We start from the raw sequence: 12,880 nt of genomic DNA, 5'->3' as shown, positions 1-12,880 counted from the left end.
GCCCGTGCAGGATCCACCGGCGCGACAGCCCTGACGAGGCAGTCGATGGGGCGTTACTCCACCATCGGCAGCAGTGCGTTGATGCTCTCACGCGCATCGCCGTAGTACATCCGGCTGTTGTCCTTGAAAAACAGCGGGTTTTCGATCCCCGAGTAGCCGGTGCCCTGGCCGCGCTTGCAGATAAAGACCTGTTTGGCCTCCCACACCTTGAGTACCGGCATGCCGGCGATGGGGCTGTTCGGGTCTTCCTGAGCGGCCGGATTGACGATGTCGTTGGAGCCGATGACGATCACCACGTCGGTGGTGGCGAAGTCGTCGTTGATCTCGTCCATCTCCAGCACGATATCGTAGGGCACGCGGGCCTCTGCCAGCAGCACGTTCATGTGCCCCGGCAGACGACCGGCGACCGGGTGGATGCCAAAGCGCACCTCCTTGCCGGCATCACGCAGCTTGCGCACCAGATCGCTCACTGCGCTCTGGGCCTGGGCCACCGCCATGCCGTAGCCGGGCACGATGATCACGCTTTCGGCGTCGTTGAGGGCGCTCGCCACGCCATTGGCATCGATCGATATCTGCTCGCCCTCGATCTCTGCCGCCGGTCCCTGCGTGCCGCCAAAGCCGCCCAGGATGACGTTGACGAAGTTACGGTTCATCGCCTTGCACATGATGTAGGAGAGAATCGCCCCGGAGGAGCCCACCAGCGCGCCGGTCACGATCAAAAGGTCATTGGACAGCGTAAAGCCGATGGCCGCCGCCGCCCAGCCGGAGTAGCTGTTGAGCATCGACACCACCACCGGCATGTCGGCCCCGCCAATGCCCATGATCAGGTGATAGCCGATGAAAAAGGCCAGAAGCGCCAGCAGCAGCAGCGTCCAGAAGCCGGCGCCGCTGAGATAGAGAATGGCAAGCGCCAGCGAGAGTACCGCCGCGCCGGCATTGAGCAGATGGCCGCCGGGCAGCTGGCGCGGCTTGCCGTCCACCTTGCCGGCCAGCTTGCCAAAGGCAATCACGGAGCCGGTAAACGTCACCGCACCGATGAAAATGCCCAGCACCACTTCGACCTGCAGAAACATCAGCTCGTCCGGCGCCTTGGTCGCCACCAGCGCGGCAAAGGCCGAGAACTCCTGCATCATGCCGTCGGCGGCGCGTTCGGCCAGTACCCGGCGACGTTCCAGATCGGCGCTCCAGGCCACGAAAACGGCCGCCAGGCCCACAAAGCTGTGCAGTGCCGCCACCAGCTGGGGCATCTCGGTCATCTCGACCCGGCGCGCCAGCCGGGTGCCGATCACGGCACCGATGATGATCATCGGGATCATCAGCCAGTAGCCGCCGATACCGGGGCCGAAGGCGGTGAAAAAGACCGCCACGGCCATGCCGATAATGCCGTACCAGACGGCGCGCTTGGCTTTTTCCTGATTGCTCAGGCCCCCCAGTGACAGAATAAACAGAACACTTGCCGCGATGGCCGCGGCGGATACGAACCCTTGACTCAACATGGTATTTTCCGGCCGCTCAGGATTTTTGGAACATGGCGAGCATCCGGCGTGTCACCAGAAAGCCACCCACGATATTGATGGTCGCGATCAAAACCGAAATCGCCGCCAGAATGCTCACGATCACGCTGCCGGAGCCGATCTGTAGTACCGCCCCGAGAATGATGATGCCGGAGATGGCATTGGTGACCGCCATCAGCGGCGTATGCAGCGAGTGGCTGACCTTCCAGATCACCTGAAAGCCGATAAAACATGCCAGCACGAAAACGATGAAGTGCTGCATGAACGAGGCCGGCGCCACCTGACCCAACAGCAGCATCAGCGCCCCGCCCACGGCGAGCAGGGTGATCTGGCGTTTGGTCTGCGACTTGAACTCGGCGGTCTCTAAAGCGCGTTTTTCCTCCGGCGTGGGGGCCTTCTCCTTCGGCTTCGGTTTGGCCGCACCGATCGCCTTTGTTTTGGGCGGCGGCGGCGGGAAGGTGATCTCGCTCTGATGAGTAACCGTTGCCCCGCGGATCACGTCGTCTTCCATGTTGTGCTGGATGACGCCGTCCTTGCCGGGCGTTAAATCGGTGAGCATGTGACGGATGTTGGTGGCGTACAAAAGCGAGGCCTGGGTCGCCATGCGCGAGGGATAATCGGTATAGCCGACCACCACGACGCCGTTGTCACTGACCACGCGCTCGTCGGCGCGGGTCAGGTCGCAGTTGCCGCCTTTTTCGGCCGCCAGATCAATCACCACCGAGCCGGGCTTCATCAAGGCAACCATGTCCTCGAGCCAGAGTTTGGGTGCCGGCCGGCCGGGGATCAGTGCGGTGGTAATGACGATATCGACATCACTTGCCTGCTCGCGAAAGCACTCGAGCTGCTTTTCGCGAAACTCGGGGCTCGACGGCGAGGCGTAGCCGCCGCTTTCCGAGCCGTCCTGTGCGTTGTCGAAGTCGAGAAACAAAAACTCGGCGCCCATGGATTCGATCTGTTCGGAGACTTCCGGGCGCACGTCAAAGGCGCGCACGACCGCACCGAGACTGGTAGCGGTGCCGATGGCGGCAAGGCCGGCCACGCCTGCGCCGATCACCAGCACCTTCGCCGGCGGCACCTTGCCGGCGGCGGTGACCTGGCCGGTAAAAAAGCGCCCGAAGTTGTTGCCGGCCTCGATGACCGCGCGATAGCCGGCGATGTTGGCCATCGACGACAGGGCATCCATTTTCTGCGCTCGCGAGATACGCGGCACCATGTCCATGGCGATGACCGTGGCACCCGTGACGCGGCATTTTTCCAGCATCGCCTCGTTCTGGGCCGGCCAGAAAAACGCGATCAGGGTCTGACCGTTACGCAGGCGTTCGGCTTCCTCGTCATTGGGTTCGCGAACCTTGATGACCACCTCGGCGTCACGCCAGAGCGCGGCGGCGCTGTCCACCACGGTGACGCCGGCCTCGCGATAGGTGTCATCGTTAAAGCCTGCCTGGGCTCCCGCGCCGGTTTCCACCAGACACTCATGCCCCAGCTTTTGCAGCTGCTTCGCGCTCTCCGGGGTCAGCGCGACCCGCGCCTCACCCCGAGCACTCTCCCTTGGTGCGCCTATCTTCACGCGTGTTCTCCCCTGATGATGAAAGACGGGCCGTTTGCCTTGTTGTCGGCACTTGTTGACAGCCCGGCCCCTGACAAGCAGAGCGCGCCACGATGGCCGCCCCCCTGCTCAAACCCGGTAGGCTCTCACGCCGCTTTTGGAAAAGCCGTTCGACCTTTGATTAATAGACGAAGGGTGTGTCGTGGATCGAACGGTCAGCGTCGTGTTTTGCTTCGAACGCGGCGCAAATCGCCAGCGCCGGCCACCGTCAATCGGGACACCTGCTTTAAGGGGGAAGGCGAAGGACATCAAAAAAAGCGGGAAGGGAGCGGACAAGGCAAGGCCGGAAGGAAAAACGCCTCGCCCGGATCGTGGTCCGGGCGAGGCGATAAAGGGTCGCGTGTGGCGGCTATTCCAGGCAGGTATAGCCTTCAAGCCCGGCTTCGAGCTCTTCGAGAAACATCTCGCGCTCGCGGCCCTGGATGCCGCGGCGCCGACCCTTATGCTGAAGCGTTTCGCCGTGGCGAGGCAAGCCACTCCTGCGCCGTGCGCCACAGGCATATACCTGCAAAGTACAGCGAGGTCAGGCCGAGCCCCCACAGCGCCCAGGTGGCATGCCCAGCGCTCGACAGCAGCAGCAAGGTGGTGCAGACACACCAGACCAGGGTGACCGCGATGTTCAGCGGCATCAGAAAGCGCACTCGAAACGGATGGAGAAACTTCATCCGCGTTACGGTCAGCGCGGCAAGCACCACAATGGCGGCAAAGACGACAAAAGGCGGCAGATCGAGGATATAGAAATAGGCGGCGGCGATGTTCCAGGCGGCGGGGAAGCCGACGAAGTAGTTGTCCTGGCTTTTCAGGTTGACGTTGCAAAAGCAGAACATCGATGACAGCACGATGATGAACACCGACACCAGCGAGAGATACGGCGGCAGCTCGATAAAGGAGTAGATAAACAGTGCGGGGATAAAGGCCCAGGTGAGGTAGTCGATGACCATGTCGAGGGTGGCGCCGTCTATTTGCGGCAGGGTGGCCTTGACATCGTACTTGCGCGCCAGGGTGCCATCGACGCTATCGATCATCATCGCCGTGCCCAGCCAGAGCAGGCAGGCGACGGGGCGTTCGTCGATCAGCGCCAGCAGGGCCATCGTGGCGAACAGCACGCCACTGGCGGTAAGAATGTGAACGCTCCATGCCTTGCAGGGAGAAGCGCTTGAGGATGTGTGCGAAAAAAGCGATTGTGCCATCCTGGCCCCATGGGGAACGTGCCGTTCCCGTTGTGTTGGCTGTATCGAGCAGCGTCTGGGCGTCGCAATAACCCGGTATGGATTTACGGGTGACCATCGCGGTGTGGCTGTCCGCCGCGATGCCTCACATGGTGGTAGCTCTTGCAGGACAGCGCGAGGGCATGCCTTTCATTGCATTACAGACAATGATAGACGATATACCGATCGGTCAGGGGCGCCAGTGCGTGTGCTGCCGGTCGTCAGGCGGGGCGCGCCATCTGCAGGTGGTTACCGATACCGATGTCGGCCGGTGCCTGCGGCGCTCGACATCACATGCGGTCGCAGGCACCGGAACGATCAACGGCGCCAGGGTCCTTGCGGGATCAGCGGTGTGGATGGCGAGTCCACTGCCCGGGCGTGGCGCGGGCAGTGCACAGGATGATCAGGCAGCGCCCGAGACTGCTTCAGGCCCGATTACTCCAGGTAGGTATAGCCTTCAAGGCCGGCTTCGAGCTCTTCGAGAAACATCTCGCGCTCCCGGCCGGAGACGTCGCTGCGCAGCAGCTGGCGCTGGAAACGGCTCTTGAGGCGGTCGGGGTCGAAGTTCACGTAGCGCAGCACGTTGGCGACGCTGTCGCCGACGATCGGCGTGCCCAGCTGCCACGCGCCGTTGTCGTCCACGCTGACATCGATGGAGTCGGTATCGCCAAAGAGGTTGTGCAGATCGCCCAGAATCTCCTGATAGGCGCCGACCAGGAAAAGGCCCAGAAGACGGTCTTCACCGGCTTTCCACTCCGGCAGCGGCAGCGTGCTTTCCACCCCCTGGCCGTCGACATAGCGCTCGATGCGCCCGTCGCTGTCGCAGGTGATGTCCTGGATCACGCCGCGACGCGTTGAGGGGGCGTCCAGATTGGACAGCGGCAGTACCGGGAAAATCTGATCGATCCCCCACACGTCCGGCAGGGACTGAAACAGCGAGAAGTTGACGAACAGCTTGTCGGCGAGCTTCTCGTCGAGCTCATCGAGGATTTCGCGATGGGCGCGGTTGCGGCGGTCGAGCTTGGCCCGCAGGCGCTTGCAGGCGGCGGTGTAGAGCGCCTCGCCCTCGGCGCGCACGCCCAGGGTGGCGCTGCCCAGCACGAAGCGGTCCTGAATGTCGATCATGGCCTGATACAAATCGTGATAGTACTCGACCAGCAGGCGCGGTTCGGCGGGTTCGGCCAGCCAGTCATAGGTCTGCCACAGCACGTCCAGATGGGTGTCGCCTTCATGCTGGCCGCGTTCGGGCAGGGCCACTTCGTGGCGCTCCTCGTCGATCACGTTGGTGATCAGCACCGCGTGATGGGCCGTCAGGGCGCGACCGGACTCGGAGATGATGTCCGGATGCGGAATGTCCATGCTCTGACACAGCTGGGAAAACGCGCCGACCACGTTGTTGGCGTACTCGGCCATCGAGTAGTTGGTCGAGCAGTAGCTGCGCGAACGGGTGCCTTCGTAGTCCACGCCCAGGCCGCCGCCGACATCCACTACGGACACCGGGGCACCGACATCGCGCAGGCTCTTGTAGAACTGGGTGCATTCACGCAGCCCGCGCTGAATGTCGCGAATGTTGGCGATCTGCGAGCCCAGATGAAAGTGCACCAGCTGTAGCGATTCCAGCCGGTCGTGGGCGCGCAGGTGATCGACCACGTGCTGGATCTGACGGGCGGTCAGGCCGAATTTGGACTTGTCGCCGCCGGTGCTTTCCCAGTTGCCCTTGCCGACCGAGGAGAGCCGCGCGCGCACGCCAATGCGCGGCATGACGCCCAGGTTGTCACCCTCTTCCAGAATCAGCTCCAGCTCGGCCTGTTTTTCCACCACCAGATAGACGCGGTGGCCGAGCTTTTCACCCATCAGTGCCAGGCGGACGTACTCGCGGTCCTTGTAGCCGTTGCAGACGATGGTCGAGGTGGTCTCCGAGGAGAGCGCCAGCACGGCCAGAAGCTCCGGCTTGCTGCCGGCTTCAAGGCCCACGCGGCCGCGACCGCGCTCGGGGGTGGCCAGAAGCTCTTCGACCACGCGGCGCTGCTGGTTGACCTTGATGGGGTAGACCGCCGTGTAGCGGCCCCGATAATCCAGCTCGTCGATGGCGCGATCAAAGGCCTGGCACAGCTGCTCGACGCGGTCATGCAGGATATCGGTAAAACGCACCAGCATGGGCAGGCGCAAGCCGGCCCCCTGCAGCGTCTCGACCAGCCCCTTCAGGGGCAGGGCCGGACCGTCCTGACTGTCGGCATCCCCGAAGGGGCGCACCACGGCCAGCCCCTGCTCGTTGACGTCAAAATAGCCGCTGCCCCACTGATCGATATTGTAGGTGCGGCGGGCTTCAGACTGGGCATGGGTCTGGTCGGATACGGATGAAGCGTTGGTCATGGACAGGCTCCGGTCAGAATTGGCCGCGAACGACACTGTGACACTCGTCAGACAGGATCGTCATACACACAAGAGGCAGCCCGTGCTGCCCGGCGCGCATTCTAGCGCCTTTGTTGCCCCGGTGGCAGATTGCCCGGGCAATTGCTGCCAGTGTAGACCCTGAGTGCCAGAAAGGGCCCGGACCTGCCGGGACGTTTCGACGGTGATGCCGACCGGGGCCGGCATCAAAATCCGTCATGAGCGTGGCAGCGGTGCCGGCGGATGATCAATGCGCGCCTTCAGGATCCGGCGATACTGGGTCGGGTCCTTGGGCGTCAGAGCGTGGGCGGGCGGGTCGACATAGACCACCAGAAGGCGCGACAGCCAGTAGCGCAGCGCCGTCAGCTCCAGCATGGTGGGCCAGACCCGGCGCTCTTCGTCGGTAAAGGCGCGCTCGCGGGCGTAGGCGTCGATAATGGCGTCATAGCGTTCGGGAATCAGCGCGCCGTGATCGTCACTGCACCAGTCGTTGATGACAATCGCCAGATCAAAGAGCAGATCGCCGGTGCAGCCGTTGTAGAAATCGATCACGCCGCAAAGGCGGTCGCCTTCATAGAGGGTATTGTCGCGAAAGAGATCGCCGTGCAGGGCGCCCTGGGGCAGCTCGACATGTCTGAGACGGCAGTCCAGGGCATCGACGCGGTCGCGCAGCAGGCTCTGGTCGTCGCGGTCCAGATAGCTCATGACCCGGGAATGGACGGCGTGTACCCAGCGCAGATCGCGCGGGTTGGGGCGGCTGCCCTGAAAGCCCTGCGAGATGCGATGCATCTGGCCCAGTACCCGGCCGATGGCGGTGCACTGCGCCGGCCCGGGCGCTTGCGGATGCCGGCCGGCCAGACGCGGGAACAAAAGGGCCGGGCGGTCGGCCAGGCGCTGCAGGGCCACGCCGTTGCGATCGAAAAGCGGTCCCGGCACCGGCAACTGATGCTGATCCAGCCAGGCCAGCAGGTCGATGAAAAAGGGCAGCTCTTCCTGCTCGCCCTGTTCGAACAGGGTCAGTACCAGCACTTCCCGGTCGGTGGTGACAAAAAACGTGCTGTTTTCGGTACCGCCTGCCACGCCCTCGACCGACACCAGGGTGCCGACGTCGTAGCGTTCCAGAAACTGGGTAACCTGTTCATCGCTTAAAGGGGTAAAAACCGCCATGTGGCTCCTGGCGCGCTGCGGAGGCGCTTATCGTGCTGGGTAACAAGGGCCGTGACCGGTCGTGGTCATGGCAATGACGTGCTCAAACGCTGGATGCCGGATCGCACGGCGCCCCGGGCATGGCCTGACGCCGCGCCGCGCGGAGTCTATCACCGAAACGCCATGTTTTGCCTGTCGGCCTGGCGGGTCGGCAGTGTGCGCTAGCGTGTCGACGCCCGGGTCCATGACGGCGCTTCGATATCGGCCTCACCGCTCTGGCGTCGGAAATTGCCGTCGCCGTCGGTGTCCAGCAGGACAGTACGCTTGTCGCCTTCGATGATTTCGATGGCGTAGAGGCGACCCTCGAGGCGATATTCGCGTACGACGCGATCGCCGTCGCGCTGGGTGGTGACCTCGCCTTCGGGTTCGGCCAGCGCCGTGGCAGCGAACATGGCAGGCATCAGCAGCGCTGTCAGCGCCAGGGTCGGCAGCATCCGTCCAGTGGTCATGAGGATCTCCAGAGGGTGGGGCTTGAATGTTGCACAGTGTAAATCCCGCAGCGGCAAATAGCAGCCATGCCGGTGCGTACCGCGCGCGCTTTCTTCGCTGACGTCGACGCACGGCTTGCGTATCATGACGCCATATTCGAGTCGTTAGCTGGAGCTTCCATGGCCGCTGCCCCGATCGTCCTTGTGGACGGTTCTGCCTACCTGTACCGCGCCTTTCACGCCCTGCCACCCCTGTCGACCTCGACCGGCGAGCCGACCGGCGCCGTGCGCGGCGTGGTGTCGATGCTTAAAAGCCTGATCCGCCAGTATCCCGAAAGCCCCATGGCGGTGGTCTTTGATGCGAAGGGCAAGACCTTTCGTGACGAGCTGTTCGAGCAGTACAAGGCCCACCGCCCGCCCATGCCCGATGAGCTGCGCGCTCAGGTCGAGCCACTGCACGAGTGCGTGCGCGCCCTGGGGCTGCCGCTTTTGTGCATCGAGGGCGTCGAGGCCGATGACGTGATCGGGACGCTGTCGCGCATGGCCACCGAGGCCGGGCGCGATGCGATCATCTCGACCGGCGACAAGGACATGGCGCAGCTGGTCAACGAGCACATCACCATGGTCAATACCATGAAAAACGAGACGCTCGATGTGGCCGGCGTCGAGGAAAAGTTCGGCATTCCACCGCATCTGATCATCGACTATCTGGCGTTGATGGGTGACAGCGTCGACAACATTCCCGGTGTGCCGGGCGTGGGGCAAAAAACCGCGCTGGCGCTTTTGACCGGCATGGGCGGTGGGCTTGACACCATCTATGGCGATCTCGAGCGCATCAAAACGCTGTCGTTTCGCGGCGCCAAAACCATGGCCAAAAAGCTCGAGGACAACCGCGAGCAGGCGTTTTTATCGTACAAGCTGGCCACCATTCGCACCGACTGCGAGCTGCCGGTCGGGCTGGACGGGCTGGACATTGCCCATCCGGATCGCGAAGCGCTGCTGTCGCTCTATCAGCGTCTTGAGTTCAAGAACTGGCTCAACGAGCTGCTTGACGGCGGCAGCGTCGGTGAGGCGTCTCCCGATGTCTCCACCGGCGAGGGGGATCTGGACGGCGGCGAGTCCGGCGATGGAGCCTCCGCCATGGCCGGCGAGCAGCGCGACTACCGCGCCGTGCTGGAACAGGGCGCGTTCGATCGCTGGATCGAGCGCCTGACGCAGGCCAAAGCCTTCTGCTTCGATCTGGAAACCACCAGCCTCAACTACATGGACGCCGAGATTGTCGGCATCGGTCTGGGCATCACGCCGGGCGAGGCCGTCTATGTGCCGGTGGCGCACGACTATCTCGATGCCCCGGACCAGCTGGATCGAGACGCCGTGCTGGCCGCGCTCAAGCCGCTGCTGGAAGACGCCTCGATTGCCAAGGTTGGCCAGAATCTTAAATACGACATCGAGGTGCTGGCACGCTATGACATTGGCGTCAATGGCGCCCTGCTCGACACCATGCTCGAGTCCTACGTGCTCAACTCCACCGCCACGCGCCATGACATGGACTCGCTGGCGCAGGCCTATCTCGGTCACCGGACCATCTCGTTTGAAGAGATTGCCGGCAAGGGCGCCAAACAGCTGACCTTTAATCAGGTCGGGCTTGAGCAGGCCGTGGAATATGCCTGCGAAGACATCGACGTCACCCTGCGCCTGCACGCGCACCTGCGGCCCAGGCTCGAGCAGGAGGGCAGACTGGCCGAGGTCATCGACAGCCTCGAGTTGCCGCTGGTGCCCGTGCTTACGCGCATGGAGCGCACGGGGGTGGCGGTGGATACGAAGGTGCTGGGCGAGCAGAGCCGGACGCTGGGCGAGCGCATTACCGAGCTCGAGCGCGAGGCGTTCGAGCTGGCCGGACGCGAGTTCAATCTGGGCTCGCCCAAGCAGCTCGGCGAGATTCTGTTTGAAGAGCAGAAGATTCCGGTCATCAAGAAAACGCCCAAGGGCGCGCCCTCGACCGCCGAGGCCGTGCTTGAGGAGCTGGCGCTGGACTACCCGCTGCCCAAGGTGATCATGGAACACCGGGGGCTTTCCAAGCTCAAGTCGACCTATACCGACAAGCTGCCGCAGCTGATCAATGCCACCACCGGGCGCATTCACACCAGCTATCACCAGGCGGTCACGGCCACCGGTCGGCTCTCTTCCAGCGACCCCAACCTGCAAAACATCCCGATTCGAAGCGATATCGGCCGGCGCATCCGCACCGCCTTTGTCGCCACGCCCGGCTATCAGCTGGTCGCGGCGGACTATTCGCAGATCGAGCTGCGCATCATGGCGCATCTTTCCGGCGATGAAAGCCTGCTCACGGCCTTTGCCGAGGACCGCGACATCCATACCGCCACGGCCGCCGAGGTTTTTGGCACCACGATCGACAGGGTCACCAGCGATCAGCGTCGCAGCGCCAAGGCGATCAACTTCGGTCTGATCTACGGCATGAGCGCCTGGGGGCTGGCCCGCCAGCTCAAGGTCGAGCAGCGCGAGGCGAAAACCTGGATCGAGCGCTACTTCGACCGCTATCCGGGCGTGGCGCGCTACATGGAGCGCATCCGCGCCGAGGCGGCCGAGAACGGCTATGTCGAAACCGTCTTTGGCCGGCGGCTGTACGTGCCCGAGATCAACTCGCGCAATCATGCCCGCCGACAGGGCGCCGAGCGCACCGCCATCAACGCGCCGATGCAGGGCACGGCCGCCGATATCATCAAGCGCGCCATGATTGACGTGGACGCCTGGCTGCAGAAGGGCGAGTTCGACGCCAAAATGGTCATGCAGGTCCACGACGAACTGATCTTCGAGGTGCGTCGCGAGCAGGTCGAGGCGTTCAAGATTGATGTGGTCGATCGCATGCAGAGCGCCGGGCAGCTCGATGTGGCGCTGATCGTTGAGGCCGGCCACGGCGACAACTGGGAAGAGGCGCACTGATTGTCCGGCGCCCGGCCAACACAACAGGCACACGCTTGTGCCTCATGGAGAGCGATATGAGCCTCATTGGAAAAGGGTCGATAGCAGCGGCAGTGCTGATGGCAGGCCTTGCCGGATGCGCCGGCAACGCGGCGCAGAACGGGGACGCGCCTCAACCGGGAAGCGATGCCCTGGATCAGGCCACGCTGATCTTTGACGGCCATCGCGTCAGCGGCAGCGGCGGCTGCAATCGAGTGTTTGGCCCGGCCCGTGTTGAACAGGGCCGGCTGATCGTCGGCAATCTCGCCTCAACCCGCATGGCGTGCCCGGACAATGAGACAGGGGACCAGGCGCTGATCGATTTTCTGGAGAGCCGTCCGCGCCTGATCCAGGGGGACAACGACGAGTGGCGTCTTGAAAATGATGCGCAGCAGATGGCGATCGAGCGGGTGCCCATGCAGTAGGGGCAGGCACCCGGGGCAGTCAGCCCATGGGCGCTTCACTGTTGTTTGAATCGACATCGAGCATGTGGCTGAGATCGAGCTGGATGTAGGTCTCGTCAAACTGCGCTTCGCGATAGAGACGCTCATAGTCGAGAATTTCCAGCATGCGGCGCTGCTTTTTGACCATCCCCTCCCGGGCCAGCTCGCCGAGCATGCGGCTGACATGCACGCTGGTCAGCCCCAGAAGGCTTGCCATGAGCTTCTGGTTCATGGGGAATTCAAAGCGAAGGCCCATGTCCGGGGTGGTGTGTTTCAGCCGCAGATACATCTCGATGATGAAATGGGCAATCTTCATGCGCGCACTGCAGTGCATCAGACTCGCCACGCGCTCGGTCATCAGCGCCTGATCTCTTGATGCGGTGGCAAAAAAGGCCGCCGAGAGCGCGCGTGACTGCTGGCAGGCGTCCAGAATACAGCGATAGGGAAAGGCGCAGACGGTCCCGTCGGTCATCATGCGCACGTCGGTGAGATGGCGCCCGAAGGTAAAATCACGCAGCCCGATGATGTCGCCGGGCGTAAAGATCTCGACCACCTTCATCTCGCCCATCAGGGAAATCTTGTAGGCATAGGCCCAGCCGGCCTGCAGCGTGTAGAGCGTTTGCGTGCGCTCGCGAAAATGCCAGAGACTCTCGTGTCGCTTGACCGCTCTGGCATCCTTTTCCAGATGGGCCAGCGTGCGTTTTTCGTGGTCGCTGAGTGAAATCAGATTGCTGAAGTTTTCAACGATACAGCCATGACTCATCGTCATCTCCTGCTGTGTCGGCCCGTGTGTCGATGACGCCTTTTCCCGGTCGGGGAGGTGGCCCATCGCAAGGGGCTGGCTCGGTTATTGTCATGAGCCTGTTTCGCTATTAGCGTGTATTTATTAGATTTTTTTATGTCAGGGCGTAGATTGAGCATGGCGCATGTGGCCCATGTTCACCACCTCTGACAGGGCAATGGCGACGAAATGATCATCCGTGCGTAGTTTGTGCGCCTTCGAGCGGGGACAATCGCTGCGCGCTCTGCCAGACTGGCCTGTCACCGTGTTGGCGTGGCACATTCGTCAGGCGACAGCATGCTGTCTATCCCGATGTGGGAC

Annotated in this window: 10 protein-coding genes; 2 read left to right on the top strand and 8 right to left on the bottom strand. The window is 63.0% G+C overall.

The features are described 5' to 3' along the window. Nucleotides 1–53: 53 nt before the first annotated feature. From ACS92L_RS10615 to ACS92L_RS10585, 7 genes are all read right to left on the bottom strand, one after another. Nucleotides 54–1,496, bottom strand: coding sequence for an NAD(P)(+) transhydrogenase (Re/Si-specific) subunit beta (locus ACS92L_RS10615; protein WP_438764770.1), 1,443 nt, complete (start codon nt 1,494–1,496; stop codon nt 54–56). A 16-nt stretch (nt 1,497–1,512) separates the two neighbouring features. Continuing rightward, a complete protein-coding gene (locus ACS92L_RS10610; protein WP_438764768.1) occupies nt 1,513–3,084 on the bottom strand; it encodes a Re/Si-specific NAD(P)(+) transhydrogenase subunit alpha in 1,572 nt (523 codons plus the stop codon). Nucleotides 3,085–3,472: 388 nt separating this feature from the next. Beyond that, nucleotides 3,473–3,595, bottom strand: a complete 123-nt coding sequence (locus tag ACS92L_RS10605) for a hypothetical protein (RefSeq protein WP_438764766.1) — start codon at nt 3,593–3,595, stop codon at nt 3,473–3,475. Beyond that, complete coding sequence (pcsA, locus tag ACS92L_RS10600) at nt 3,564–4,313, bottom strand: phosphatidylcholine synthase (RefSeq protein WP_438764764.1); 750 nt, start codon at nt 4,311–4,313, stop codon at nt 3,564–3,566. The genes ACS92L_RS10605 and pcsA overlap by 32 nt, the downstream gene beginning before the upstream one ends. 453 nt (nt 4,314–4,766) lie before the next feature. Further along, the gene (speA, locus tag ACS92L_RS10595) at nt 4,767–6,704 is read right to left on the bottom strand and encodes a biosynthetic arginine decarboxylase (RefSeq protein ID WP_438764763.1); all 1,938 of its coding nucleotides are present in this window, start codon (nt 6,702–6,704) and stop codon (nt 4,767–4,769) included. A gap of 234 nt (nt 6,705–6,938) precedes the next feature. Next, a complete protein-coding gene (locus ACS92L_RS10590) occupies nt 6,939–7,889 on the bottom strand; it encodes a homoserine kinase (RefSeq protein ID WP_438764762.1) in 951 nt (316 codons plus the stop codon). Nucleotides 7,890–8,089: 200 nt separating this feature from the next. After that, nucleotides 8,090–8,377, bottom strand: coding sequence for a DUF2782 domain-containing protein (locus ACS92L_RS10585; protein WP_438764760.1), 288 nt, complete (start codon nt 8,375–8,377; stop codon nt 8,090–8,092). Between the two features lie 159 nt (nt 8,378–8,536). Here ACS92L_RS10585 and polA point away from each other — a divergent pair, with 159 nt between their 5' ends. Next, a complete protein-coding gene (polA, locus tag ACS92L_RS10580; protein ID WP_438764759.1) occupies nt 8,537–11,317 on the top strand; it encodes a DNA polymerase I in 2,781 nt (926 codons plus the stop codon). A 56-nt stretch (nt 11,318–11,373) separates the two neighbouring features. Beyond that, nucleotides 11,374–11,760 carry an META domain-containing protein gene (locus tag ACS92L_RS10575; protein ID WP_438764757.1) on the top strand — a complete coding sequence of 129 codons (387 nt, stop codon included), beginning with the start codon at nt 11,374–11,376 and terminating at the stop codon, nt 11,758–11,760. 19 nt (nt 11,761–11,779) lie between these two features. Here ACS92L_RS10575 and ACS92L_RS10570 read toward each other — a convergent pair whose 3' ends face one another. Beyond that, a complete protein-coding gene (locus ACS92L_RS10570; RefSeq protein ID WP_438764755.1) occupies nt 11,780–12,541 on the bottom strand; it encodes a Crp/Fnr family transcriptional regulator in 762 nt (253 codons plus the stop codon). Between the last annotated feature and the right edge of the window lie 339 nt (nt 12,542–12,880).

It is taken from the genome of Kushneria halocnemicola (genome assembly GCF_965650455.1).
Taxonomy (GTDB): domain Bacteria; phylum Pseudomonadota; class Gammaproteobacteria; order Pseudomonadales; family Halomonadaceae; genus Kushneria.
The sequence above is the reverse complement of the archived record's forward strand: the minus strand, read 5'-3'. Positions and strand labels throughout refer to the sequence as shown.

Coding starts and splice junctions, on each gene's coding strand:
- ACS92L_RS10615 (WP_438764770.1), bottom strand. CDS start 1,496: ATGTTGAGTCAAGGGTTCGTATCCGCCGCGGCCATCGCGGCAAGTGTT.
- pcsA (WP_438764764.1), bottom strand. CDS start 4,313: ATGGCACAATCGCTTTTTTCGCACACATCCTCAAGCGCTTCTCCCTGC.
- speA (WP_438764763.1), bottom strand. CDS start 6,704: ATGACCAACGCTTCATCCGTATCCGACCAGACCCATGCCCAGTCTGAA.
- ACS92L_RS10590 (WP_438764762.1), bottom strand. CDS start 7,889: ATGGCGGTTTTTACCCCTTTAAGCGATGAACAGGTTACCCAGTTTCTG.
- ACS92L_RS10585 (WP_438764760.1), bottom strand. CDS start 8,377: ATGACCACTGGACGGATGCTGCCGACCCTGGCGCTGACAGCGCTGCTG.
- polA (WP_438764759.1), top strand. CDS start 8,537: ATGGCCGCTGCCCCGATCGTCCTTGTGGACGGTTCTGCCTACCTGTAC.
- ACS92L_RS10575 (WP_438764757.1), top strand. CDS start 11,374: ATGAGCCTCATTGGAAAAGGGTCGATAGCAGCGGCAGTGCTGATGGCA.
- ACS92L_RS10570 (WP_438764755.1), bottom strand. CDS start 12,541: ATGAGTCATGGCTGTATCGTTGAAAACTTCAGCAATCTGATTTCACTC.